Source organism: Streptoalloteichus hindustanus, from assembly GCF_900129375.1.
GTDB classification, from domain to species: domain Bacteria; phylum Actinomycetota; class Actinomycetes; order Mycobacteriales; family Pseudonocardiaceae; genus Streptoalloteichus; species Streptoalloteichus hindustanus.
The window spans coordinates 1,129,025-1,153,038 of sequence record NZ_FQVN01000001.1 but is presented as its reverse complement, the minus strand read 5'-3'; the positions used below and the strand labels follow the sequence as shown (position 1 = coordinate 1,153,038).

At 73.1% G+C, this 24,014-nt stretch carries 20 protein-coding genes and 1 pseudogene; 9 read left to right on the top strand and 12 right to left on the bottom strand.

Translation table 11 applies throughout. From position 1 onward, the window contains the following. Positions 1 to 319: 319 nt before the first annotated feature. Positions 320 to 1,240, top strand: a complete 921-nt coding sequence (locus BUE43_RS05410; protein WP_159447689.1) for an ABC transporter substrate-binding protein — start codon at positions 320 to 322, stop codon at positions 1,238 to 1,240. Between the two features lie 213 nt (positions 1,241 to 1,453). Here BUE43_RS05410 and BUE43_RS05405 read toward each other — a convergent pair whose 3' ends face one another. After that, positions 1,454 to 2,635, bottom strand: a complete 1,182-nt coding sequence (locus BUE43_RS05405; RefSeq protein ID WP_200797354.1) for a 4-hydroxybenzoate 3-monooxygenase — start codon at positions 2,633 to 2,635, stop codon at positions 1,454 to 1,456. A gap of 201 nt (positions 2,636 to 2,836) precedes the next feature. Between BUE43_RS05405 and BUE43_RS05400 the strand changes: the two genes are divergently transcribed. From BUE43_RS05400 to BUE43_RS05385, 4 genes and pseudogenes are all read left to right on the top strand, one after another. Continuing rightward, a complete protein-coding gene (locus tag BUE43_RS05400) occupies positions 2,837 to 3,862 on the top strand; it encodes an ABC transporter substrate-binding protein (RefSeq protein WP_073480098.1) in 1,026 nt (341 codons plus the stop codon). Positions 3,863 to 3,873: 11 nt separating this feature from the next. Then, positions 3,874 to 4,641: an ABC transporter permease gene (locus tag BUE43_RS05395; protein ID WP_073480324.1), complete on the top strand. Its 768-nt coding sequence runs from the start codon at positions 3,874 to 3,876 to the stop codon at positions 4,639 to 4,641. Beyond that, on the top strand, positions 4,638 to 5,426 hold the full coding sequence (locus tag BUE43_RS05390) for an ABC transporter permease (RefSeq protein ID WP_073480325.1): 789 nt from the start codon (positions 4,638 to 4,640) through the stop codon (positions 5,424 to 5,426). Before BUE43_RS05395 ends, BUE43_RS05390 begins: the two co-directional genes overlap by 4 nt. A 10-nt stretch (positions 5,427 to 5,436) precedes the next feature. Next, a pseudogene (locus BUE43_RS05385) lies at positions 5,437 to 6,186 on the top strand (ABC transporter ATP-binding protein); the annotation flags it as partial. Positions 6,187 to 6,672: 486 nt separating this feature from the next. Here the strand turns inward: BUE43_RS05385 and BUE43_RS05380 are convergent. Both BUE43_RS05380 and BUE43_RS05375 read right to left on the bottom strand, forming a co-directional pair. Beyond that, the gene (locus tag BUE43_RS05380) at positions 6,673 to 7,278 is read right to left on the bottom strand and encodes a response regulator transcription factor (protein ID WP_073480323.1); all 606 of its coding nucleotides are present in this window, start codon (positions 7,276 to 7,278) and stop codon (positions 6,673 to 6,675) included. Next, positions 7,275 to 8,492 (bottom strand): sensor histidine kinase, encoded by a 1,218-nt coding sequence (locus tag BUE43_RS05375; RefSeq protein WP_073480097.1) that lies wholly within the window; start codon positions 8,490 to 8,492, stop codon positions 7,275 to 7,277. Before BUE43_RS05375 ends, BUE43_RS05380 begins: the two co-directional genes overlap by 4 nt. Before the next feature lie 143 nt (positions 8,493 to 8,635). On the opposite strand from BUE43_RS05375, the gene BUE43_RS05370 reads away from it, so the two are divergent. Together BUE43_RS05370 and BUE43_RS05365 are read left to right on the top strand one after the other, a co-directional pair. Further along, a complete protein-coding gene (locus BUE43_RS05370; RefSeq protein WP_234995540.1) occupies positions 8,636 to 9,559 on the top strand; it encodes an ABC transporter ATP-binding protein in 924 nt (307 codons plus the stop codon). After that, positions 9,556 to 10,320: an ABC transporter permease gene (locus BUE43_RS05365; protein WP_159447688.1), complete on the top strand. Its 765-nt coding sequence runs from the start codon at positions 9,556 to 9,558 to the stop codon at positions 10,318 to 10,320. The genes BUE43_RS05370 and BUE43_RS05365 overlap by 4 nt, the downstream gene beginning before the upstream one ends. Positions 10,321 to 10,665: 345 nt before the next feature. On the opposite strand, the gene BUE43_RS05360 is transcribed toward BUE43_RS05365, so the two are convergent. The 3 genes from BUE43_RS05360 to BUE43_RS05350 form a co-directional block, all read right to left on the bottom strand. Then, on the bottom strand, positions 10,666 to 13,464 hold the full coding sequence (locus BUE43_RS05360; RefSeq protein ID WP_407697092.1) for an FAD-binding and (Fe-S)-binding domain-containing protein: 2,799 nt from the start codon (positions 13,462 to 13,464) through the stop codon (positions 10,666 to 10,668). A 177-nt stretch (positions 13,465 to 13,641) separates the two neighbouring features. Further along, complete coding sequence (locus tag BUE43_RS05355) at positions 13,642 to 14,250, bottom strand: LppU/SCO3897 family protein (RefSeq protein ID WP_073480094.1); 609 nt, start codon at positions 14,248 to 14,250, stop codon at positions 13,642 to 13,644. A gap of 136 nt (positions 14,251 to 14,386) precedes the next feature. Then, positions 14,387 to 14,887, bottom strand: a complete 501-nt coding sequence (locus tag BUE43_RS05350; protein ID WP_073480093.1) for an LppU/SCO3897 family protein — start codon at positions 14,885 to 14,887, stop codon at positions 14,387 to 14,389. A 228-nt stretch (positions 14,888 to 15,115) separates the two neighbouring features. Between BUE43_RS05350 and BUE43_RS05345 the strand changes: the two genes are divergently transcribed. Both BUE43_RS05345 and BUE43_RS05340 read left to right on the top strand, forming a co-directional pair. Beyond that, complete coding sequence (locus tag BUE43_RS05345) at positions 15,116 to 16,777, top strand: DNA repair helicase XPB (protein WP_073480092.1); 1,662 nt, start codon at positions 15,116 to 15,118, stop codon at positions 16,775 to 16,777. A 142-nt stretch (positions 16,778 to 16,919) separates the two neighbouring features. Beyond that, positions 16,920 to 17,210 (top strand): PspC domain-containing protein, encoded by a 291-nt coding sequence (locus BUE43_RS05340; RefSeq protein ID WP_327083416.1) that lies wholly within the window; start codon positions 16,920 to 16,922, stop codon positions 17,208 to 17,210. On the opposite strand, the gene BUE43_RS05335 is transcribed toward BUE43_RS05340, so the two are convergent. The 6 genes from BUE43_RS05335 to BUE43_RS05310 all read right to left on the bottom strand — a co-directional run bounded on the left by BUE43_RS05335 (position 17,171) and on the right by BUE43_RS05310 (position 23,528). Next, positions 17,171 to 18,808, bottom strand: coding sequence for a beta-N-acetylhexosaminidase (locus BUE43_RS05335; RefSeq protein WP_073480091.1), 1,638 nt, complete (start codon positions 18,806 to 18,808; stop codon positions 17,171 to 17,173). The genes BUE43_RS05340 and BUE43_RS05335 overlap by 40 nt on opposite strands. Position 18,809: 1 nt before the next feature. Then, the gene (locus tag BUE43_RS05330) at positions 18,810 to 19,658 is read right to left on the bottom strand and encodes a carbohydrate ABC transporter permease (RefSeq protein WP_143173939.1); all 849 of its coding nucleotides are present in this window, start codon (positions 19,656 to 19,658) and stop codon (positions 18,810 to 18,812) included. After that, positions 19,655 to 20,563 (bottom strand): carbohydrate ABC transporter permease, encoded by a 909-nt coding sequence (locus BUE43_RS05325; RefSeq protein WP_073480090.1) that lies wholly within the window; start codon positions 20,561 to 20,563, stop codon positions 19,655 to 19,657. Before BUE43_RS05325 ends, BUE43_RS05330 begins: the two co-directional genes overlap by 4 nt. Before the next feature lie 16 nt (positions 20,564 to 20,579). Then, complete coding sequence (locus BUE43_RS05320) at positions 20,580 to 21,878, bottom strand: extracellular solute-binding protein (RefSeq protein WP_073480319.1); 1,299 nt, start codon at positions 21,876 to 21,878, stop codon at positions 20,580 to 20,582. Positions 21,879 to 22,160: 282 nt separating this feature from the next. Further along, positions 22,161 to 22,820 carry an O-methyltransferase gene (locus BUE43_RS05315; RefSeq protein WP_073480089.1) on the bottom strand — a complete coding sequence of 220 codons (660 nt, stop codon included), beginning with the start codon at positions 22,818 to 22,820 and terminating at the stop codon, positions 22,161 to 22,163. A 9-nt stretch (positions 22,821 to 22,829) separates the two neighbouring features. Then, positions 22,830 to 23,528, bottom strand: a complete 699-nt coding sequence (locus tag BUE43_RS05310) for a copper homeostasis protein CutC (protein WP_073480088.1) — start codon at positions 23,526 to 23,528, stop codon at positions 22,830 to 22,832. Positions 23,529 to 24,014: the final 486 nt, after the last annotated feature.

The following is a 24,014-nucleotide window of genomic DNA, read 5'->3' as shown; positions in this document are numbered from 1 at the left end:
TGGTCTGTTCCACGTGGCGCCCGACACCCCAGTGCGGCGGAGTGTACTCACATCGGGCAACACCTTCGGGTGACTGGCCGCCGAATAGCCGGTACCGAGAGTGGGCCGTTGTCGACCCAAATCCATCTGTCGTGAAGACCCCACCGGCGTTTAGGGTGGCTTCGCCACTCTGGGCGTACGAGACACTACGTGGAGTGAACACATGACGGGTTTGCCCTTACTCGGGCCGGCCGGCACGGGTCCGGCGTTACGTCGACTCCGCCGAATCGCGACATTGCTCACCACCGCGACCCTTGCGGTCACTCTCAGTGGTTGCGGCTTGCTCGGCGGGTCGACGAACACCGGCCCCGGCGCCGCCGGCGACCGGGGGCTGGAGCGGGACAAGGTCGTGGTCGGCGCGTTGCCGGTCGCCGACGTGGCCCCGCTGCACCTGGCGCGGGAACGCGGCTACTTCTCGGCCGCGGGCCTGGAGGTGGAGATCCGCCCCGTGCCCAGCGGCCCGGAGGCGGTCACCCTGCTGCTGGGCGGCGGGATCGACATCGCCTTCAGCACGTACCCGCCCTTCTACACGGCGACCGCGAAGGGCACCGGCAAGCTCAGGATCGTGGCCGAGGCGCTGGCCGCCAAGGCGGGCACCGCGGTGCTCATGGCCGCCCCGAACTCCCCGGTCCGGCAGCCGGGCGACCTGACCGGCCGCAAGGTCGCGGTGACGAGCACGGGCAGCATCTCCGACGTCAGCGTGATGGCCGCCGCCCGGATGCACGGGGTGGACCCCGCCAGCATCTCGTTCGTCCCGATGCCGTTCCCGAACATGGAGACCGCGATGCAGCAGGGCAGCGTGGACGCGGCGCTGCTGGCCGAGCCGTTCGTGACCAAGGCGTCGAAGAACATCGGCGCCCGTGAGGTGTTCGACACCGCGACCGGGCCGACGGCGGGCCTGCCGCTGTCCGGCTACGGGGCGCGGGCCGACTTCGTGGACCGGAACCCGAAGGTGGTCGCGGCCTTCCAGCGCGCGCTGGCCAGGGCGCAGGCCGAGGCCGAGGCGGACCGGTCGCTGGTCGAGGCGCAGCTGCAGAAGTTCGCCGGCATCGACGGCGAGACCGCGCGCCTGATGAAGCTGGGCAGCTACCCGACGAGCCTGGAGCCCAGCCGGCTCCAGCGGGTGCCGAACCTGCTGTTCGAGTTCGGCGTGCTCAAGCAGCAGGTCGAGGCCAAGGACCTGATCGTGCAGCCGCGGTGAGCCGCGGTGGCGTCGGGAGCCGCCTCCGCCGGGGTGAGGCGGACCGGCGCGCCGCCGGCGGGTGGACGTTCGACCCTGGCCGTCGCGCGCGGCCTCGGTGAGAATCGCCGCCACCCGCGGGGTCGCGACCGCGGGGCGACCGACCGGCCGCGCCGCTGGCCGGGCGCCCCGCCCGCGTCCACCGGGGAGCCGGGCGGGTCGGGCGGGTCCGGCTCAGTCCTGGCCCAGGTAGTCCTCGGCGAAGGCCGCCGCCGCGACGGGGGAGGAGAGGATGTGCTCCAGGCGAGCCACCGCCAGTCGGCGCTGGAACGCGCCGCCCTCGCCGGCCGGCGCGTGGAGCATCTCGGTCATCCACCGCGAGAACTCCTGACAGCGCCAGACGCGGCGCAGGCAGGTCTCCGAGTAGGCGCCCAGCAGCGCGTCCGAGCCCGCGTAGTGGGCCGCCAGCGCCTCGGCGAGCCGCTCCCCGTCGTGCAGGGCCAGGTTCATCCCCTTGCCGCCGACGGGGGTGATGACGTGCGCGGCGTCGCCGGCGAGGTGGAGCCGGCCGTGGCCCATCGGCTCGACGACGAAGCTGCGCATGTCGAGCATGCGCTTCTCGGTGATCGGCCCCTCGGTGAGGGTCCACCGCTCGTCCCGCAGGGCGAGCCGCTTGCGCAGCTCAGCCCAGACCCGCTCGTCGGGCCAGTTGTCGACGCTGTCGCCCACCGGGCACTGGAGGTAGAACCGGCTCACCGTGCTGCTGCGCAGCATGTGCCCGGCGAAGCCGTCGGGGTGGATCGCGTAGATGACCGACCTGGTCGAGGGCGGGGCGGCCGCGAGGACGCTCAACCAGTTGATGCCGTGGTGGTGGCTGTACTCGGTCAGCGCGCCGGCGGGGACGCTGGCCCGGCTCACGCCGTGGAAGCCGTCGCAGCCGGCCACGAAGTCGCAGTCGATCCGGGCGGCCCGGCCGGTGGCCGCGTCGGTGTAGGTGACCGAGGGCCGTTCGGTGTCCAGGTCGTGCAACCGGACGCCCTCCGCCTGAAAACGAAGATCACCACCAGTGCCGAGAAACGCCGCCACGAGGTCGGTCACCAGCTCCTGCTGGGGATAGACGTAGTGCCGCCGGCCGCCGTACAGCGCGGAGTAGTCGATCTCGTGACGGCGACCGTCAATGCGGAATTCACACGACGTATGCGCGTCAGCCATTTGGTCGAGGCGATCCGCCAAGCCGTGCCGGCGCAGCATTTCCACGACCCGGTGCTCGATCATCCCGGCCCGTGGACGTTGTTCCACGTACGCGCGCGTGTGTCGCTCGACAACAACACAGTCGACACCCGCTTTTCGCAACAAGTTGGCCACGATCAGTCCGGCCGGCCCGGCGCCGATCACCGCGACCTTCGTCGCACTCACCGGATCGGGTCCCGAGTTGGTCACGCTGACCTGCGAGGAAGCAACGAGATCTTGAGATCGCACATACGGAAGGTATACGAACTTGCCCTATAGGATGTTCCCCGACCTAGTTACTTGAAGTCACAACTAGTAACTTTTAGTAATTTTGGTCGTCCGCTGAATAAAGGGTGCACAACCCATCCCCCAGGGAGTGCTGAAGAAATGGTGCGACGCTCCGGCTCCCCCAGCCGGTCTCCCCAGCTGCGCAGGTTCCTGAGCACGGCCGCCGCTGCCCTGCTCACCGTCACGCTCTCCGGTTGCAGCCTGCTCGGCGGCTCCTCCGCGCCCTCGGGCGGCAACGACAAGGTCGAGAAAGCCAAGATCACCCTGGGCGTCATGAAGGCCATTGACGTCGCCCCCGTGCACATCGCCATCAAGGAGGGCTACTTCAAGGAGGAGGGCCTCGAGGTCGACCTCAAGACCGTGAACGGCGGCTCCGACGCGGTGCCGCTGCTGACCGCCGGGGCCCTGGACATCTCCTTCGGCAACTGGATCTCGTTCTTCCAGGCGCACGCGAAGAAGACCTTCGACATGCGGATCGTCTCCGACGCCTACCAGGCCCGGCCCGGCATGTTCATGGTGCTGACCCGGCCCGGCAGCGGCATCGACGGGCCGAAGCAGCTCGCCGGCAAGACCGTCGCCGTGAACACCAGGAACAACGTCAACGAGCTGACCCTGCGCTCGGTGCTCGAGGCCAACGACATCAAGTCCGACAAGGACAAGATCAGCATCGTCGAGATGCCGTTCCCGGACATGCCCGCGGCACTGGCCCAGGGCAGGATCGACGCGGCCTCGGTGATCGAGCCGTTCGCCACCCAGGCCCAGCGCAAGACCGGCGCCACCGTCGTCATGGACTCGATGACCGGCCCGACCTCCGAGCTGCCCATCGCCGGCTACGTCACCGGCGCCAAGTTCGCGCAGGAGAACCCGAAGACGGTCAAGGCGTTCCAGCGGGCGATGAAGAAGGCCCAGGCCGCGGCCCAGGCCGACCGCAAGAAGGTCGAGGCCCAGCTGGTCGAGCAGCTCAAGATGGAGGAGGAGGACGCGAAGCTGGTCAACCTGGGCAGCTTCCCGACCACGATGGAGCACAGCCGGCTGCAGCGGGTCGCCGAGCTGATGCGGACGTACGGCGTGCTCACCGAGCAGCTCGACGTGAAGCCGCTGATCCTGGACGACGCGACGAACTGAGCGTGGGAGCCATGCGGAGAACGGTTCGCGGGCTGGTCGGACTGGTCGGGTTCCTCGCCGTGGGCGAGGTCGTCGGCCGGTCCGGCATCGCGCCCCCGGGGTACCTTCCCCCGTCCTCGGTCGTCCTGACCCGGCTGGTCGAGTTGCTGGCCGACCGGGCGTTCGTCCTCGACCTGATCGCCACGGTGCTGGCGTGGGCGATCGCGCTCGGCATCGCGGTGGCCGTCGCCGTCCCCGCCGGCCTGCTGCTCGGCACGGTGCCGGCGCTGCGGCACGGAGCCAAGGCCGTCGTCGAGTTCCTGCGGCCCATCCCGTCCGTGGCGTTGATCCCGCTGGCGATCATGGTGTTCGGCATCGGCCCGGACACCAAGATCTCCCTCGCGGTGTACGCGGCGGTGTGGCCGATCCTGTTCAACACCATCTACGCCATGGACGAGGTGGATCCGAAGTTGGTCGACACCGCCCGTTCCTTCGGCCTCGGCCGGTGGCCGGTGCTGGCCAGGGTGTCGCTGCCCAGCGCGGCGCCGTTCGTGGCGACCGGCATCCGGCTGTCGGCGGCGGTCGCGCTGATCGTCGTGGTCAGCGTGGAGTTCCTGGCCGGCGCCAGCGGCGGCCTCGGCCGGTTCATCCTGGAGTCCGGCAGCGGCAGCGGCCGGATGGACCTGGTGTTCGCCGGCACGGTGGTCGCCGGCCTGGTGGGCTACCTCGTCAACGCCGGGCTGGAGTGGGCGCAGCGCCGGCTGTTCGCGTGGAGCGCCGCGGTCGGGGAGGCGTCGTGAACGCCAGGCTGAAGCAGTTCCTGCAGCGCTGGGGCGTGTTCGCCGCGCTGGTGGTCGCCTGGGAGCTGGCCACCCGCGCGGCGGCCAGCCCGTTCTTCCCCACCCCGAAAACCATCCTCGGCACGATCAGGGACCGGTGGCTGTCCGGCCCCGCCTCCCAGCTCCTGCTGAGCGACGAGGTCTTCGACGACGTGCTGCCCAGCATCCTGCGCACGCTGGGTGGCTGGGCGCTGGCCTCCGTCGTCGGCGTGGCGCTGGGCGTGGCCCTGGGCCGGTCGCGGGTCGCGATGGACTACGTCGGCCCGCTGCTGGCCTTCGCCAGGGCGATCCCGCCGCCCACGCTGGTGCCGGTCTTCCTGGTGCTGTTCAAGATCGGCACGCCGATGCAGCTCGCCACGATCATCTTCGGCACGCTGTGGCCGGTCGTGCTCAACAGCGTGGACGGCGCGCGGGCGGTGGACTCGGTCAAGGTCGAGACCGCCCGGGCCTTCCGGCTGCCCCGGCACCAGTGGCTGCTCGGCGTCGTGCTGCCGTCGGCGCTGCCGAAGATCTTCGCCGGGCTGCGGGTGAGCCTGTCCCTGGCGCTGATCCTGATGGTGATCTCCGAGCTGGTCGGCGCCACCAACGGCATCGGCTACCAGCTCCTCTACGCGCAGCGGCAGTTCGAGCTGCCCGCCATGTGGGCGGGCATCGTGCTGCTCGGTGTGCTCGGCTACCTGTTCAACACGCTGTTGCTCGCCGGGGAGCGCCGGGCGTTGGCCTGGCAGCCGGCTGGGAGGGGATGACGTGCCGACCATGCTCGACGTGACCGGCCTCGGCCACCGCTACCACTCGAAGGACGGTGAGCACGTCGCTGTCGACGGCCTGACGTTCACCGTGAACGCGGGCGAGCTGGTGTGCATCGTGGGTCCGTCCGGCTGTGGCAAGTCGACCCTGCTGCGCTCGATCTCCGGGCTCATCCGGCCGACCGAGGGGCAGGTGCGGCTGCACGGCGACGTCGTCGACGGCGTGCCGTCGGACCTGGCCGTGGTGTTCCAGGACTACAGCCGGTCCCTGTTCCCCTGGCTGTCGGTGCAGCGGAACGTGGAGTTCCCGCTGAAGAAGGCGCTGGGCAGGGCCGAGCGCGCGGAGCGGGCGCGGCAGGCGCTGGAGCAGGTGGGGTTGGCCGGCGCCGCCGGCAAGTACCCGTGGCAGCTCTCCGGCGGCATGCAGCAGCGGGTCGCCATCGCCAGGGCGCTGGCCTACCGGCCGGCGTTGCTGCTGATGGACGAGCCGTTCGCCTCGGTGGACGCGCAGACCCGGTTCGAGCTGGAGGACCTGCTGCTGCGGGTCCGCCGCGAGCACGACACGACGATCCTGCTGGTCACGCACGACATCGACGAGAGCGTGTACCTGGGCGACCGGGTCGTGGTGCTGTCGAAGTCCCCGGCCAGGGTCGTGCGGACGCTCGACGTCGACCTGCCCGCGCAGCGGGACCAGATCACCACCCGCGAGTCGGAGGCCTTCGTGGCCCTGCGCTCGGAGGTGGCGCGCCTGCTGCACGACCGGCCGGCCGAGAGCGACGCGGCCGGCACGGACAGCGCGAACAGCTCGGCCGGCGCGTCGACCAACGGCCACCGGGTGGCGGCCAAGCCGGCGACCGCCAAGCAGTCGTCCGCGCGGGCCACCGACCAGGCCAGCGAGCAGGCCAGCGAGCAGGACGCTGACCAGGCCGCCGACCGGGGCCCGGCCAAGGACGCGGACAGGGGAACGGACCAGGGCGCTGACGAGGCGGCGACCCCGGTCAAGGCCGAGGCCGCCGCCGCGCCGAAGGCCAAGCCCCACCGCAACGGGCAGGGCGGCAACCGGAACGGCGCGAAGAACCGGAACAAGTCGGGCGGCCGCGGCCGGGCTCGCCGCTGACCGGCTCCCGGTCGTCCACACCGCACGCCCGTGGGGCGACGCTGGCAGCGGGCCAGCGTCCGACCCGCGGGCGTGCGGCGTTCCGGCCGCCGTCCGCCGGCGGTCGCACGGCGCGCGCCGCGCGCCGCGTCAGAGCCAGCCGAGCTCCCAGGCCCGCCGCGCCGCCTCGTGCCGGGTCCCGGCGTCCAGCTTGGCCATGGCCGAAGACAGGTAGTTGCGCACCGTCCCGGCGGACAGGTGCAGCTCCCTGGCGATCGCCGGAACGGCGGCGCCGGCCAGGGACGCGCGGAGGACGTCCAGCTCCCGTGGCGTCAGCGGGCACTCCCCGACGAGCAACGCCTCCGTGGCCAGCCCCGGGTCGACGTAGCGGCGACCGGCGTGCGCCTGCCGCACCACGTCCGCCAGGGACTGCGCCTCCGCCGTCTTCGGCACGAACCCCAGCACGCCCACCGACAACGCGCGGCGGAGCACGCCGGGCCGGGCGTGCCGGGTGACGATCACGGTGCGGGTCTCCGGCAGCTCCTTCGCCAGCGCCTCGGCCAGCGCGACCCCGTCCATGCCGGGCATCTCCAGGTCGAGCACGGCCACGTCCGGGCGGAGCGCCCGCGCCGCCGCCAGCGCGGCCGGCCCGTCGGCCTCCTGCGCCACGACGTCGATGTCCGGCTCCAGCGCGAGCAGCGCGGCGACCGCGCCCCGGATCAGGTGCTCGTCGTCGACCAGCAGAACCCGGATCACGCCGCCACCTCCCCGGTCCTCGGCACGGCCGCGCACACGCGGAACCGGCCGCCCGGCTCCGGGCCGCCCCGGAGCCGGCCGCCCACCGCCGCCAGCCGGGCGGCCAGCCCGTCCAGCCCGGTGCCGTCCGCGGCCCCGTCGGCCGGCCCGCCGTCGCCCCCGCTGTCGGCGCCGCCGTCCGCTCGGGCGCTCACCCCGTCGTTCACGACGGTCAACCGGGTCTCCTCCCCGCCGGTCTCGAAGCTGATCGAGCACTCGGTGGCCTGGGCGTGCCGCAGCACGTTGGTGATCGCCTCCCGCAGCACCAGGCCGAGCACGGCCTGGTGCTCGGCGGCCAGGCCGCGCGGCTCCCCGGTGACCCGGCAGTGGATGCCGGCGGAGCCGAGCAGCGACCGGACGGCGGTCAGCTCGGTGGCCAGGTCGGCGTGCCGGTACCCCCGAACCACCTCGCGCACCTCCCGCAACGCGTCCCGCGCCGTCCGCCGGACCTCCGTCATCGTCTCCCGCGCCGCGTCGACGTCCGGCAGCCGGGTCGCGAGTTCGGCCCGGAGCGCGATGACCTCCAGGCTGTGGCCGAGGATGTCGTGCAGGTCGGCCGCGAACCGCAGCCGCTCCTTGACCACGGCCAGCTCGGCCTCGGTGGCCCGGGCGCGGTCGAGCTGGAGGCCGACGTCCCACAGCCACACCTGCATGGGCGCCGGCCAGATCAGCGCGGCGGCGAGGAACAACACGCTGAGCAAGCCGGCGAGGTCGTAGCCGCCGACCACGGCCAACCCGGCGGTGAGGGCCACCATCACCACGACCTGCGTCCACCGCTGGTTCCGGGGCAGCAACGCGGCGGCGGCGCCCGCCGCCGCCAGGGGCAGGGTGCACCACAGTCCGCCCGAGGCGTCGAGGGCGAGGGCGGCGGCCCAGACCGCGAGCGAGTACGCCTGGGCGACCAGGATGCCGCGGTCCCGCCAGTGCGCGTGGCCGTAACCCTCCATCCCCCGCATCAGCAGCCGGCCGTGCAGCGCGCCGAAGACCACCAGCGCCGCGACACCGACCGGCCAGTCGGCCGGCCAGCCGGCGGAGACACGCGGTGCGCTGAACATCACCAACGCCGGCATCAGGGGCATGACGACGCCGTACGCCAGCAGCGACCACTTGGTGAACGCGCGCAGCCCCCGCAGGCGGTCCGGCGCGCCGGACCCGCTCTCCCTCTTCCCACCCACGCCCCAGCACGCTACCCAGCGGAAACCCGCGACCCGCGTCGATGACCATGACATTTGTCATGGGCCCGACCAGGCGATTCCCACGGGGAGTCGGTGCGGTCGCGCACTGGGGGCGGCCGCGTCCGCCGACCAGCATGGTCCGCGTGACGGAGTTGGTGATCGAGGCGACCGGGCTGCGCTGCCGGTACGGCTCGTTCGAGGCGGTGCGGGGCATCGACCTCTCGGTGCGGCGGGGCGAGCTGTTCGCGCTGCTGGGCACCAACGGCGCTGGCAAGACGACCACGGTGGAGACGCTGGAGGGGCACCGCGCGGCCAGCGCGGGCACCGTGCGCGTGCTCGGGATGGACCCGGTGGCGGACAAGGCCCGGTTGCGGCCCCGGATCGGGATCATGCTGCAGGAGAGCGGCTTCGCCGGGGAGCTCACCGTGGCGGAGACCGTCGAGCTGTGGGCGTCGGTCACCACCGGCGGGCGCCGGCTGGACGTGCTGGAGCTGCTCGACCTGGGCCACCGCGCCCGGGTGATGGTCAAGCAGCTCTCCGGCGGCGAGCGCCGTCGGCTGGACCTCGCGCTGGCCGTGCTGGCCCGGCCGGAGCTGCTGTTCCTGGACGAGCCGACGACCGGGCTGGACCCGGAGTCCCGCCGGCGCACCTGGGACCTGGTCCGGACGCTGCTGGCCGAGGGCACCACCGTGCTGCTCACCACGCACTACCTGGAGGAGGCCGAGGAGCTGGCCGACCGGCTCGCGATCATGCACCGGGGGGTGGTGGCGGTCGAGGGGACGCTGGCCGACGTGCTGGCCACCGAGCCCTCCCGGATCTCCTTCGCGCTGCCGGCCGGGCTCACGGCGGCCGAGTTGCCCCCGCTGCCGGCCGTGCTGACCAGCCACGTGCTCGACCAGCGGGTGGAGCTGAGCACCGCCGACCTGCAGCACGACCTGGGCGTGCTGGTCGGGTGGGCGAACGAGCGGGGCGTCCGGCTGTCGCGGCTGCGGGCCAGCCACGCGTCCCTGGAGGACGTCTTCCACGGCGTGCGCGGCGCCGTCGAGCGGGCGGGGGTGGCGGGGTGAACGCGAAGCACGCGATCGCGCTGGGGCGCACCGAGTTCCGGTTGCTGTGGCGGAACAAGCTGGTCGCCAGCATCGCGGTGGTCATGCCGCTACTGGTCGGCGTGGTGCTGGCGACGAACGGCGGCAGCTTCGGCGAGCAGGGCTGGGGGCTGACCGCGGCCGTCCAGGTGCTCCAGATCCTGCTGATGACGGTCTACCTGACCATCACGACCGCGCTCACCGCGCGGCGCCAGGACCTGTTCCTCAAGCGGCTGCGCAGCGGCGAGATGTCGGACGCGACGGTCCTGGTCGGCCTGGTCGGCCCCTCGGTGCTGCTGGCCCTCGTCCAGGTGGTGCTGCTGCTGGGGGCCACCACGGCGGCCGACGCCGCTCCCCCGCGCAACCCGTTGCTCGTGGGGCTGGCCGTGGTGCTCGGCGCGGTGATGTTCGCGGCGGCGGGCATGGCCACCACCGTGTTCACCCCGAACCCGGAGACGGCGCAGATCACCACGATGCCGGTGTTCCTGGGCGCGATGGCCGCGGTGTTCCTGTCGATGGTCTCGAAGCACGAGACGCTCCGGTGGATCACGCTGGCCGTTCCCGGCGGCGGGGTCACCGAGCTGGTCCGCACCGGATGGGTGGGCGCGCGGTGGGACGGCACGCGGGTGGGCTTCGGGGAGCAGTTCGCCTCGGCGTTGCCGGCGATCGGGGTGTCGGCGGCGTGGGCGGCGGTCGCGGTCCTCGCGGCGTGGCGGTGGTTCCGCTGGGAGCCCCGGCGCTGATCCCCGGGCCGGCTGGCCCGTGGTTCCCGACGGCGGAGGCGCTTCCGGAGCGCCTCCGCCGTCCGCGTTCCGGCATGCTGCCGCGCGACTGTCTCTGTCCTGTCTGGAGCGACGAGCCCACGACCCATCTGTCCTTTGTGGACAGTTACCCCGTTCGGGTAGCGCTCAGACTTCCCACCCGCTTGGGCGATCACGACGCGTCCGTTTCTGTCGGACCGCCGTGCGACGTTGGGAGTGGGGGGTTTCTTCTTCCCCACTACCCAGGGGGAGGGCGCGAGATTTGGCCGTCGGGGGACGGCGAACCACTGGCGCGCAAGGGAAACGCAAGGGAAAGGCCGGGAAGGGTCACCGGGTGCTGGGTGGGGCGGCGTCCCGGTTTCCGGTCAGCGCGGCGTGGAGGATCTCGGCGGTGTGGCGGACGCGGCGGCCGGCGAGTTGTTCGATCTGGGTGCGGCAGCTGAAGCCGTCCGCCACGACGGTCGCCCCGGGGGCCGCGTCGAGCGCGGGCAGCAGCTCGTGGGCGGCGACCTTCGCCGAGACCTCGTAGTGGCCGCGCTCGAAACCGAAGTTGCCGGCCAGGCCGCAGCACCCGGTGGCCAGCGGCTCGGCGGAGAAGCCGGCTCGCCGCAACAGGTTCACGTCCACGGCGGCGCCGGTGGTGGCGCGCTCGTGGCAGTGCTGCTGGACCAGCACGGTCGTGTCCGCCCCGGCTGGGCGCGGGTCCGGCCCGATGTCCTCCGCGCCCACCACCTCGGCGAAGCCCCGGGTGGCCGCCGCGACCCGCTCAGCCCGGTCGTCGCCGGGCAGCAGGTCGAGCAGGTCGGTGCGCAGGAGCGTGGTGCAGCTCGGCTCCAGGCCGACCAGCGGCACACCGTCGGCCAGCAGCGGAGCGAGCGTGCTCACCGTGCGCCGGGCGACCCGACGCGCGACACCGAGCTGCCCGGTGCTGACCCAGGTCAGACCGCAGCACAGCGCCCGGTCCGGCAGCACGACCTCGAAGCCGGCCGCCTCCATGACCTCGACCGCCGCCCGGCCGACCTGGGGCACGAACGCGTTGGTGAAGGTGTCCACCCACAACACCACCCGCCGCCCGGTCGGTCGCGCGGCGGGCCGCCGGCGCCACCAGCGCCGGAACGACTCGGCCGCGAACCGGGGCAGCGGCCGTTCCGGCGCGATGCCGCCGGCCCGCTTGACCAGGGGCGCCAGCGGGGAGGCCGTCACGGCGTTGACCGCCAGGGGCGCCGCGCCGGCCAGGTGGGCCCACAGCGGCAGCCAGCCCATCGAGTAGTGGGCGAGCGGGCGCGGCCGCCACCGGTAGTGCTGGTGCAGGAACTCCGACTTGTAGCTGGCCATGTCGACCCCGACCGGGCAGTCGACCAGACAGCCCTTGCAGGACAGGCACAGGTCCAGCGCCTCGCGCGCCTCCGGCGACCGCCAGCCCGTCGTGACGAGCTCGCCCCGCAGCATCTCGCCGAGGACCCGGGCCCGTCCCCGCGTCGAGTCCTTCTCGTCGCGGGTGGCGCGGTAGCTCGGGCACATCACGCCGCCGTGGTCGGTGCGGCACTTCCCCACCCCGACGCAGCGCCGGACCGCGCGGCGCAGGTCGCCGTGGTCGTGCCGGAGCGCCAGCGTGACCGGGACCGGCCGGGTCGGGACGACCCGGAGGTCGGCGTCGAGGGGGCGAGGGCGGACGACGACGCCGGGGTTCATCCGGTCGTCGGGGTCCCAGTACCCCTTGAACGCGGCGAACGCGGCGAGGGTCCGCTCGCCGTACAGCCTGGGCAGCAGTTCGGACCGGGCCTGGCCGTCGCCGTGCTCGCCGGACAGCGAGCCGCCGTGCGCCACCACCAGGTCGGCCGCCCGCTCCATGAACGCGCGGAAGTCGCGGCGGCCGGGCGCGGACAGCAGGTCGAAGTCGATGCGGGTGTGCAGGCAGCCCTCGCCGAAGTGCCCGTACACCAGGCCGCTCCGGCCGTGCCCGGCCATCAGCTCGTCCAGGTCGCGCAGGTAGTCGGCCAGGGCGTGCGGGGGCACGGCGGCGTCCTCCCAGCCGGGCCACGCCTCGCTGTCGTCGGGCAGGCGGGTGGCCAGGCCGGCGCCCTCCTCCCGGATGCGCCACACGGCGCGCTGGGCGGCCGGGTCGGTGACGACGACCGCGTCGAGCGCTCCGCCGTCCCTGGCGGCGGTCGCGAGCGCCTCGGCGGCGGGGCGGTCGGGGGCCTCCAGCAGCAGCCAGGCCCGGCCGGCCGGCAGCACCCCGTCGGGCACGGCGCCCGGCCGCAGGGCGCGCAGCGCCTCGGCCAGCCGGTGGTCCATCCCCTCGCAGGTCAGCGGCCGCAGGTCGAGCAGGGCGGGGGTGGCGGCGGCGGCCGCCACCGCGTCGGGGTAGCCGGCCACCGCCAGCACGGGCGTGGTCGGGGCCTCGACCAGGCGGAGGGTCGCGCCGAGCACCAGGCCGCAGGTGCCCTCGGCGCCGACCAGCGCCCCGGCCAGGTCGCGGCCGTTCTCCGGCAGCAGCCGGTCGAGGGCGTAGCCGGACACCTGGCGGCCGAACCGCCCCAGCTCCGTGCGGATCTCCGCGAGGTGGGTCCGGACCAGGGCCTCCAGCTCGGCGGGCAGCTCGCCCCTGCCGACGGTCCGGCGGTCGCCGTCGTACCGCAGGACGTCCAGCTCGACGACCGCGTCGGAGGTGCGCCCCCAGGCGACGGAGTGCGAGCCGCACGCGTCGTTGCCGATCATCCCGCCGACCGTGCACCGGGCGTGCGTGGAGGGGTCCGGGCCGACGCGCAGGCCGTGCCGGGCGGCCGCCCGGTTCACCTCGTCCAGGACCGCGCCGGGCTCGACCACCGCGAGGCGGGTCTCCGGGTCGACCGACAGCACCCGGTTGACGTGCCGGGACAGGTCGAGCACGACGCCGTCGCCGATGGCGTTGCCGGCGACGCTGGTGCCGCCGCCGCGCGGGGTGAGGGGGACGCCGTGGTCCCGGCACACCGCCACCGCGGCGACCACGTCGTCGACGTCCGAGGGGAGGACGACCCCGCGGGGCACCCGGCGGTAGTTGGAGGCGTCCGCGGCGTACTCGGCGCGTCGTCGGGTGGAGAAGTCCACCGCGCCCCGCACCGCCGCCAGCAGGTCCCGCTCCAGTCGATCTCCTCGCACGGCCCCAGCCTGCCCCACGGCGTCGGGGTCAGCGAGGTTCTGTCAGCCCGGCCGGCTCCCCGGGGGCGGAGGCGGGACCCGTCCGGGTGGCCCGGGAACACCAACGCCCGCCCGGTCAGGTCCGGGCGGGCGCGGTGTGGAGCGGGTCGACGCGGGTCGGCCTCAGGGCTGGGTGAGGCAGAACGTGGTGGCCGGCTCGGGGTAGGCGAACGCCTTGTCGTCGCCGCACGCCGCCTCGTCGGCCTTGTCCCTGACCACCTTGGAGATCTTGATGGTCGCCTCGGCGCCGCAGGCCACCTTCGTGATGTCCTTGCCGTCCTCGCCGACCTTGTAGCAGCTGCCCTCCTGCAGGTTCGGCATCAGGCAGAGCTTGAAGTCCTTGCCGCGCCGCGCGGTCTGCGTGTAGGTGTCGTAGTCGCCGGACGGGCACGAGTCCGACGGGTTCTCCAGCACCTTGGCCACCTTGTAGGTCGCCTTGTCGTTGCCGCAGTCCAGGGCCTGGTACTTGGCGTCCTTGGCGTTGCCGGAGACGCTGGCGCAGTCGCCGACCTTGGCGCTGGCGCCGTCGTTGAAGTACGTGTACGCGATGCCGCCGATGGCCAGCAGGGCCACCAGCACCGGCACGACGATCTTCAGCGGGTTCGTCTTCTTCCTGGCCGGCGGCGCGGGGGCCGGGGGCGCGGGCTGGGCGGCGACCGGGGCGGGCTCGGCGGCAGCCTCCGGGGCGCCCTGCGGCTCACCCTGGCCCGGCTGCGTCGGGGTGGTGCTCATCGTGTCCTTTCCGGGGGAGACGCGCCGTTGGGGGGCGGCGCGACATCAGGCGGCCAGCGTAGATCACCCATCCGACGTAAAACGCCCGTATTCGTGTTCCCACTCGGCTCCCGTTCCGGAAACGACGCGTGAACAGTCACGGTTTCAGGAAGCAGAGCGTGGCGGCCGGTTCGGCGAACACCCGGGCGAATCCCTGGGGCGCGGTGCACAGCGCGCGGTCGGACCGGCCCTCGATGACCCGGCCGACCCGGACCGTCCACTCGCCGTCGCAGCCGATCCGGCTCAGTTCGGCGTACTTGCTGCCGTTGCCGCCGGCGAAGCAGTCGCCCTCGCGCGCGTTGGGCATCAGGCACAGCGTCTGGTCCGACAGCCGGCTGTGCTCCTCGCTGATCCAGTCGTAGTCGCCGTTCGGGCAGCGCGCGTCGGCGGAGCCCACGACCTTGGCGACGCGGTACCGGGAGTCGGTCGCCGCGCAGTCCACGGCCACCACGGCGCGGTTGGTCAGGTTCACGCAGTCCCCGACGGCGAGCCTGGGCGCGCCCTCCGCGCGGAAGTGGAGGACGAGCACGGCTCCGACGCCCGTCAGCGCGAGGACCAGCCCCAGCAGGACGGCGAGTCGGGTGACACGGGCAGACATTGGTCACCTTCCAGAGCACATGGCGCGCGGCGGTCTCGGCCGGGCCGCGCGCGATGAGGGAACAGCCTAATTTCGCGGCCGCACCGCCCCGCCGGCCGCCCGGCATTCGAATCCCGACCGTGATCCACCGCCCGCTCCGCGCGACCGGCCGGTCACCATCGGTGATCACTTTGCTCCGGATGGAAGACTGGAGGGTGCCGCCGAGTGCGTCGAGGGAGTCGAGAACCCGTGACCGACGGACCACTGATCGTCCAGAGTGACAAGACCCTGCTGTTGGAGGTCGACCACGCGCTGGCCGACGAGGCCCGCACGGCGATCGCGCCGTTCGCCGAGCTGGAGCGGGCGCCCGAGCACGTGCACATGTACCGGGTGACGCCGCTGGCGCTGTGGAACGCGCGGGCGGCCGGGCACGACGCCGAGCAGGTGGTCGACGCGCTGGTCAGGTTCTCCCGCTACCCGGTCCCCCAGCCGCTGCTGGTGGACGTCGTGGACACGATGGGCCGGTTCGGCCGGTTGCAGCTGGTCAACCACCCCGCGCACGGCCTGGTCATGTCCTCGCTGGACCGCGCGGTGCTGGAGGAGGTGCTGCGCAACAAGAAGATCAGCCCGATGCTGGGCGGCCGGCTGGACGACGACACCGTCCTGGTGCACCCGAGCGAGCGGGGCCGGCTCAAGCAGGCGTTGCTCAAGGTCGGCTGGCCGGCCGAGGACCTGGCCGGCTACGTCGACGGCGAGCACCACCCCGTCGCGCTGGCCGAGGAGGGCTGGCAGCTGCGCGACTACCAGCGGCAGGCCGCCGAGGCGTTCTGGGCCGGCGGCTCCGGGGTGGTCGTGCTGCCCTGCGGCGCCGGCAAGACGCTGGTCGGCGCGGCGGCGATGGCGCGGGCGCAGGCCACCACGCTGATCCTGGTGACCAACACGGTGGCCGGGCGGCAGTGGAAGCGGGAGCTGGTGGCCCGCACGTCGCTGACCGAGGACGAGGTGGGCGAGTACTCCGGGGAGCGGAAGGAGATCCGCCCGGTCACCATCGCCACCTACCAGGTGATCACCCGGAAGACGAAGGGCGAGTACCGGCACCTGGAGCTGTTCGACTCCCGGGACTGGGGCCTGGTCATCTACGACGAGGTGCACCTGCTGCCGGCGCCGGTGTTCCGGATGACGGCGGACCTGCAGTCGCGGCGCCGGCTCGGCCTGACCGCCACGCTGGTGCGGGAGGACGGCAGGGAGGGCGACGTGTTCTCCCTCATCGGGCCGAAGCGCTACGACGCGCCGTGGCGGGACATCGAGGCGCAGGGCTGGATCGCCCCGGCGGACTGCGTCGAGGTGCGGGTGACGCTGACCGACGCCGAGCGGCTCACCTACGCCACCTCCGACCCGGAGGAGCGGTACAAGGTCTGCGCCACGGCCAGGACGAAGCTGCCGGTGGTGAAGGCGATCCTGGACCGGCACCCCGACGAGCCGACGCTGGTCATCGGCGCGTACCTGGAGCAGTTGGAGGAGCTGGGCGCGGCGCTGGACGCCCCGATCGTGCAGGGGTCGACCAGGAACAAGGAGCGGGAGGCGCTGTTCGACGCGTTCCGCAGGGGCGAGCTGCGCACCCTGGTGGTCTCCAAGGTCGCCAACTTCTCCATCGACCTGCCGGAGGCGTCGGTCGCGGTCCAGGTCTCCGGCACGTTCGGCTCCCGGCAGGAGGAGGCGCAACGCCTGGGCCGGCTGCTGCGGCCGAAGGGCGACGGGCGGCAGGCGCACTTCTACTCGGTGGTCTCGCGCGACACCCTCGACACCGACTACGCCGCGCACCGCCAGCGGTTCCTGGCCGAGCAGGGCTACGCCTACCGGATCATGGACGCCGACGACCTGCTCGGCCCCGCGCTGCCCGAGGTGGGCTGACGGCGCCGGCCGGCCACCTGACCGGCGGCCACCTGACCGGCGGCCGGCCGCCGGCGGCCCGAACGGCTTCGGGGTGGGGTCCGGGTCGGGACCCGGGTCCTCCCCGATGCCGCGCGGGGCGCCGGCGGGCCAGGCTGGGGCCATGTTCCAGAACACGGCTTTCGAGAACACGGCCCGGCGGGTCAGCGGCAAGGTCGGCGAGTACGGCGAGACGGTCCGCGAGGAGATGAACCGGGCGGGCGACACCGTGCGCCGCTTCCGGCGCAGCCGCGCGAACCGGATGCTCGGCGGCGTGTGCGGGGGCGCGGCCACGATGCTGGGGGTGGACGCCGCGCTGCTGCGGGTCCTGCTCGTGGCCGCGACCCTGTTCGGGTTCGGCGCCGGGGCGCTGCTCTACCTCGTCTGCTGGCTGCTGGTCCCCGAGGAGGGCTGAACCCGGGCCCTGGGGCGTCCCGGCACGCCGGGGCGGGTCTGCCACGGGCGCGGCCCGGTCAGCGGCCGGTACTCCACGCCCAGCGCGTCCAGCCGGGGCAGGTGGTGCTCGGCCAGCCGGCGCTCGAAGTCGGCGAGGTCCCTGGCCTGCCGCGGGCTCCACACCACCTCGGCGAACGCGACCAGTCGGGGGAAGGCCGCGTAGTCGACCCGGCGGGGCGAGTCGAGGTGCTCGGTCCACACCTGGGTCTGGGCGCCGAGGACCCGGTGCTCGGTGGCCGGGTCGAGGTCCGCCGGCAGCGGGTCGTAGCGGTAGAAGTCCTGCAGGGTGCTCAGGAAGCCCACCGGGACGGGCTCGTCCGGGTGCTCGGCCTGCCGGTGGTCGAGGTAGACGTGCTGCTCGGGGCACATCACCACGTCGTGGCCCCGGGCGGCGGCCAGCACGCCGGCCTCCTCGCCACGCCAGGACGCGACGATGACGCCCTCGGGCATCTCGCCCTCGGCCATCTCGTCCCAGCCGAGGGCGCGCCGGCCGTGGTCGGCCAGCCGCTCGGCCATCTGCCGCAGGAACCAGCTGTGCAGCTCGGCCACCTCGCTCAGGCCCAGCTCGCCCATGCGCCGCCGGACGTCGGGGCTGCGCTCCCACTGGACCATGGGCACCTCGTCGCCGCCGACGCACACGACCGGCGACGGGAAGACGTCGACGACCTCGTCGAAGACGTTCTGGAAGAACTTCACCGCGGCGTCCGAGGGGCTGAGGATGTTCTCGTTGACGCCCCACAACGGCCACACGTCCAGCCGCTCGCCGGTGTTGCCCAGCTCGGGGTAGGCGGCCAGCGCCGCCTGCACGTGGCCGGGCACGTCGACCTCAGGCACCACGGTGATACCGCGCTCCGCCGCGTAGGCGACGACCTCGCGCAGGTCCGCCTGCGTGTAGTAGCCGCCGTGCGGTCGCCCGTCGTGGCTGTCGTCGAGCCGCCAGCCGACCCGCGACCCGTGCCGCCACGCGCCGACCTCGGTCAACCTCGGGTAGCGCTTGATTTCCATGCGCCAGCCCTGGTCGTCGGTGAGGTGCAGGTGCAGGACGTTGAGCTTGTGCGCGGCCAGCAGGTCGACGAACCGCAGCAGGGCGTCCTTGGGCATGAAGTGGCGCGCCACGTCGAGCAGGCAGCCGCGCCACCCGAACCGCGGCCGGTCGACGACCACGCCACAGGGCAGGCTCCACTCCCCGCTGTGGACGTTCGCGGCGCGGAAGGCGTCGGCGCCCAGGAGCTGGCGCAGTGTCTGCGCCGCGTAGAACGCGCCGGAGGCGTCGGCGGCGACCACGCGGACCGCCGCCGGCGTGATCTCCAGGCGGTAGCCCTCCGGCCCGGGGGCGGCGTCCGGGTCGATCCGCAGCTCGATCCCCGCGGCGGCGGTGTCCACAGTGGACGGAGGAAGGGCGAGTCCGGCGGCCGCGCCGAGGACCCGGCGCAGCCACCGCGCGGCGGCCTCGGCTCCGGGGTCGGCCACGAGTGTCGTCCGGGAGTCCAGGACGAACGCGCCCTCGGCGGGCGTCACGGTCACCGGTTGGGGAACCAGGCAGTCGAACGAGGTCATGTCAACCCTTCACGGCTCCGGCCAGCCCGGACACCAGGCGGCGTTGGACGAGGACGAAGAACACCAGCACCGGGACGGTCATCAGGGTGGATCCGGCCATGATCGCGCCCCAGTCGTTCTGGTCCGGCTTGAAGAACACGAGGATGGCCAGCGGCAGCGTCTGGACCTCCTCCACGGTGACGAAGGTCTTGGCGAACAGGAAGTCGTTCCACGCGTGCATGAAGGACAGCACGCTGGTCGCCACCAGGCCGGGGGCGACCACCGGGAACAGCACCTGCCAGGTGAAGCGGAAGCGGCTGGCGCCGTCCAGCGCCGCCGCCTCCTCCAGCTCGACGGGCACCGCGGCCACGAACCCGCGCAGCATCCAGATCGCGAACGGCAGGCTGAAGGCCAGGTGCACCAGCACCAGGGAGCCCAGGTGGTTCAGGCCCAGCACCGGAACGGTCTGGCCCACGACGCGCATCACGAAGAACAGCGGGATGGTCAACGCCTCGACCGGGACCATCTGCGCCACGAGCAGCATCACGAGCAGGACCGTCCGACCGCGGAACCGGAACCTGGTCAGCGCCACCGCGGCGAGGAACGACAGCGCCAGCGACAGCGCGACCACCACGACCGCCACGATCACGCTGTTGAGGAAGAACCGCCCGAACCCGGAGACGGTGAGCACCCGGTGGAAGTTCTCCCACGTGGGCGCGAGGGTCCACGGGCGCGGGTTCGCCGCCAGCACCTCGCCCTCGGGTTTGAGGGCGGTCAGCAGCATCCAGTACAGCGGGAACGCGACGACGCCGGCGATCACCACCGTCAGCACCTCGGCCACCGCGCGGCCGGGACGACGCAACCACCTCATGCCAGCTCCTCCCCACCGCGGCGCAGGGCTCGGAGGTAGAACAGGGTGACGACGAGCAGCAGCACGGTCATCACCACGCCGATCGCCGAGCCCAGCCCGTAGTCCGACGCGGCGAACGCCTGTTGGTAGGCGTACACGTTGAGCACCAGGTTCTGCCCGGCCACGCCCCCGCCGCCGGTCATCACGTAGATCTGGGTGAACAGCTTGAAGTCCCAGATGATCGACTGGATCGTGGCCACGGCCAGCAGCGGCCGCAGCAGCGGCAGGATCACGCTGCGCACGGTCCGCCACGTCGACGCCCCGTCCAGCCGCGCCGCCTCCAGCACCTCGGCCGGGATCGCCCGGATGCCGGCGTAGAGGGTGACCATGACGAACGGGAACGAGCACCAGATCACCTCGGCGGCGACCAGCGCGAACGCCATGTACCTGTCGTAGGTCCAGGAGTACCCGGACATGCCGTGGATACCGAGGCCGGAGAGGACCTCGTTGACCAGGCCGAGGTCGGCGTCGAACAGGAACAGCCAGATCGTCGACCCGGCGACGGCGGGCGTGGCCCACGCGCCGAGCGCGGCGAGGAACAGCAGCGAGCGGGGCACCGCCCGCACCCGGGTGGCCAGCACCGCGAGCGCGCCGCCGACGAGCAGCGTGCCCACCACGCACACCGCGGCGAAGGCCGTGGTCTGCCCGAGCACCGCCCAGAACTGGCCGTCGGAGAACAGGCGCCGGTAGTTCTCCGTCCCGATGAACGTCAGCGGTGCGCCGCCGCTGGCCTGTTCCTGGCCGTAGTCGTAGAAGGAGATCAGGACGAGCTGGTAGATCGGGTAGCCCAGCAGCCCCGCCAGCACCAGCGCGGCGGGGGCGAGGTAACGGATGGCGGCGAGCGCGTCGCCGCGACGCGTGGTCATCTCCACTCCGCCCTGGTCAGGACCGGAAGGCGGCGTTCATGCGTTCCGCCGCCGCCCTGGTCGCCTCGGGCGCCGGCTTCGCGCCGGTCGCGATCTCCTGCACCGCCGTGGGCAGCACGTTCTGCGCGTCGATCTTGGCCCAGGTCGGGGTGGCGGGGACGAACCGCGTGCCGGCCGTCAACGTCGTCACGAACGGGCGCTGGAACTCCTGCCCCTCGGCGACCGCGCGCTGGAGGTCGGTGAAGGTGGGCAGGTTCCCCATGGCGTCGAACATCTTCCGCTGGTACTTCTTGCCCGCCAGCAGTTCCGTGAACCGCACGGCCAGCGTCCGGTGCTGGGTCGAGCGCAGGACGCCGAGCAGGTTGCCGCCGGCGAACGCGGGCGCGATCGAACCCTCCTGCTCGCCGGGCAGCGGGACCACGGCGTACCTGCCGGCCGCGACGCCCGCGTCGACGGCCCTGCGGTTGAAGTCGCCGCCGATCGTCATCGCGGACTTGCCGGCGGCGAACGCCTGCACGGAGGAGGAGCCGGTCATCTGCGCGCACTGCGCGGGCGGGCACACGTCGTCCCGCAGGAGCTCGGCGTAGCGGGACATGCCGGCCCGCGCCCGCTCGTCGTCCACAGTGGACACCCAGGCGGCGCCGTCCCTGCGGGCCAGGTCGCCGCCGGCCGCCCAGAGGAACGGCAGCATCGCGTAGGTGTACTTGCCGCCGACGGAGATCCCGTAGAGCTCCGGGCGGAGCTCCCTGATCCGCCGCGCGGTGGTCACCAGCTCCGCGGTGGTGCGCGGCGGGCGCAGCCCGAGCTCCTCGAAGAGGTCGGTGCGGTAGTAGAGCGCCCTGATGCCCACGAACCACGGCACGCCGTAGGTCCTGCCGTCCACCTTCGCCGTGTCCAGGACCGACGGGGTGATGTCCCTGGCGTCCGCCCACGAGCGGAGGTCGGCGCCCAGGTCGGCGAACCCGCCGGCGGCGACGTAGCCGGCGAGGTCGGTGTTGCCGAACTCGGCGACGTCCGGCGCGCTCTTCGGGTCGTTGAACGCGGCCTTGAACCGCTCGGCCCGGCTGTCGACCTGCACGTACTGCACCTCGACCCGGACGCCGGAGTGGGCGGCCTCGAACTCGGCGGCCGCCTCCCGCACCACGGCCTCCTTGGGAGCGCGGGTGGCCTCGTCGAACAGCCAGACCCGCAGCGTTCCCGTGGTGCTGTCGCCGGCGTCCGCGTCCGGCCTCGCCTGCACCGGAGCGCACCCGACCGCGACGACCGCGCCTATCACGGCCGCCGTGGCGGCGGCCAGCCCTCGTCCGATCCGCATCTTCACCTCCGTTGCATGATGTGCAACGCATGTTTCGTTCTAGGCAACGGATGGCGATCGTAGGTGTCGTGTGGCCGCCACCACAAGGTCTGAACCACCGCGTTTCCGATCCACCTCGTTTCCGAACTACTGCCGTTTCCGAACTACTGGGTTCTCGACCCGTCCGCCCGGTTCCCGCGCCCCGACGTCGGGGCAGTGGCCGCACGGGTGGGCCGGAAACGCGCGATGCCCCGGGCGGTAGGTGCCCGGGGCATCGTTCGTGCGGGGTGGGTCAGCGGTCGCTCAGAGCTTGCGGGCCACCGTCAGCCCGTCCGCGATCGGGAGCACGACCAGCTCGACCCGGCTGTCGGCGAGGGCGTGCTCGTTGAACTCCTGGATGGCCCGGACCACCTCGTCCTCGGGCTCGGCCTGCAGGACCCGGCCGGCGGAGAACACGTTGTCCACCAGGATCACGCCGCCCTGCCGCGTGCGGGGCACGATCTCCTCCCAGTAGGCGACGTAGCCGGTCTTGTCGGCGTCGATGAACGACAGGTCGATCGCCGGCTCGGCCGGGAGCGCGCGCAGCGTCTCCACGGCCGGCGCCAGCCGCAGCTCCACCCGGTCGTCCAGCCCGTCCTTGCTCCAGAAGCGCCGGGCGACGTCGGTGAACTCCTCGCTGACGTCGCAGCAGAGCAACCGCCCACCGGGAGCCAGCCCGCGGGCGATGCAGATCGACGAGTAGCCGGTGAACGTGCCGACCTCGACGGCGAAGCGGACGTCGAGCAACCGCGTCAGCAGGGTGAGGAAGGTGCCCTGCTCCGGCGCGATCTGCATCTCGAACCGCTCGGGCAGCCGCCGCGCGGTCTCCTCGGCGAGGTCCCGCAGCAACGCGTCCGGCTGCGTGCTGTGGGCGCGCAGGTACTCGTGCAACTCAGGGCTGATTCCCGGGGAAAACTTGCTCATTCCCGGAGGCTACGCGGGAACCGCCGGCTTGATCATCGCCCGAAGCGACGCAACCTTGGCCACGTCGACCGGGGTGTCCCAGCCCCCGACGCGCACCATCCCGCCCACGTGGAAGCCCCGCACGCCGGCCAGGCGCAGCGGGGCCACGTGCTCGGTCCGCAGCCCCCCGCCGACCAGCAGCTCCACCCCGTTCCTCGGCCGGGCCGCCCGGTCGAGGAGGGCGTCGATCCCGGCCTCGACCCCCCTCGGGCTGCCGGCCGTCAGCACGGCGTCGCAGCCGAGGTCGACGGCGGCGGTCCAGGCGGCGTCCGGGTCGCTGGCGTGGTCCAGCGCCCGGTGGAAGGTCCAGCGGCAGCCCGCCAGCTCGGCCAGCACCGCGGCGCAGGCGGCGACGTCGACCGCGCCGCCCCCGTCCAGGAACCCGAGCACGAACTCCTCCGCGCCCGCGTCCCGCAGCTCGGCCGCCGTGCGCCGCAGGCCGTCGAGGTCGGCGGGGAGGAACCCGGCCGCGTCCCGCAGCATCACCCGGACCGGCAGGTCCGTGCTGGACAGCACCTCCCGCACGGTGCCGGTGGTGGGGGTGAGCCCGTCGGACGCCATCTCGGCGACCAGCTCCAACCGGTCCGCGCCGCCCTCCTGGGCGGCCACGGCGTCCGCCGCGTCCAGCGCGATGACCTCCAGCAGCGGCGCACCCGCAGTTCCTGACATGGTCTAGACCATACGGTGCGAACCGGCCGGCGGCCCAGCCCTCGTCCCCCACGTCACCCGCGGGCATGACACCGCGCCCCGCGTTCCCCGGAGATTTCGCGCCCGGACGTATCTGGTGGGCCGTTCGCCACTCCGAACAGGGCACTGGGGGAGCTGTGCCGCGTGGGGAACGGGGACCGTCCCGACCTCCACGCGACACCAGCGCGCTGGGGGAGGACACACCGTGCCCGACGACCAGAATTCCGGGCCGCCGAACCGTTCCGGGCCGCACTCGCCCGGCTCGCGAGCCCGTCACGCGCGGCCGCCGCCGCGGACGTTCTCATGGCCGGCGCGTCCGCCGGCGTCGCGCCGCCGGCCACCCCGCACCGCACCGCACCGCCGAGGCGACCTGCGGGACGACCTCGACCCACCCGAAGGCCACCTGTACTTCGCGCACGCCGACGCGCGCGGCTACCACGTCGGCGCCGCCTCCAGGGGCCAGCGGGC

What these genes read in the sequence shown, in the direction of transcription:
- BUE43_RS05400 (WP_073480098.1), top strand. Translation starts at nt 2,837, where the DNA reads ATGGTGCGACGCTCCGGCTCCCCCAGCCGGTCTCCCCAGCTGCGCAGG.
- BUE43_RS05335 (WP_073480091.1), bottom strand. Translation starts at nt 18,808, where the DNA reads ATGACCTCGTTCGACTGCCTGGTTCCCCAACCGGTGACCGTGACGCCC.
- BUE43_RS05340 (WP_327083416.1), top strand. Translation starts at nt 16,920, where the DNA reads ATGTTCCAGAACACGGCTTTCGAGAACACGGCCCGGCGGGTCAGCGGC.
- BUE43_RS05350 (WP_073480093.1), bottom strand. Translation starts at nt 14,887, where the DNA reads ATGTCTGCCCGTGTCACCCGACTCGCCGTCCTGCTGGGGCTGGTCCTC.
- BUE43_RS05325 (WP_073480090.1), bottom strand. Translation starts at nt 20,563, where the DNA reads ATGACCACGCGTCGCGGCGACGCGCTCGCCGCCATCCGTTACCTCGCC.
- BUE43_RS05330 (WP_143173939.1), bottom strand. Translation starts at nt 19,658, where the DNA reads ATGAGGTGGTTGCGTCGTCCCGGCCGCGCGGTGGCCGAGGTGCTGACG.
- BUE43_RS05315 (WP_073480089.1), bottom strand. Translation starts at nt 22,820, where the DNA reads ATGAGCAAGTTTTCCCCGGGAATCAGCCCTGAGTTGCACGAGTACCTG.
- BUE43_RS05395 (WP_073480324.1), top strand. Translation starts at nt 3,874, where the DNA reads ATGCGGAGAACGGTTCGCGGGCTGGTCGGACTGGTCGGGTTCCTCGCC.
- BUE43_RS05320 (WP_073480319.1), bottom strand. Translation starts at nt 21,878, where the DNA reads ATGCGGATCGGACGAGGGCTGGCCGCCGCCACGGCGGCCGTGATAGGC.
- BUE43_RS05355 (WP_073480094.1), bottom strand. Translation starts at nt 14,250, where the DNA reads ATGAGCACCACCCCGACGCAGCCGGGCCAGGGTGAGCCGCAGGGCGCC.
- BUE43_RS05310 (WP_073480088.1), bottom strand. Translation starts at nt 23,528, where the DNA reads ATGTCAGGAACTGCGGGTGCGCCGCTGCTGGAGGTCATCGCGCTGGAC.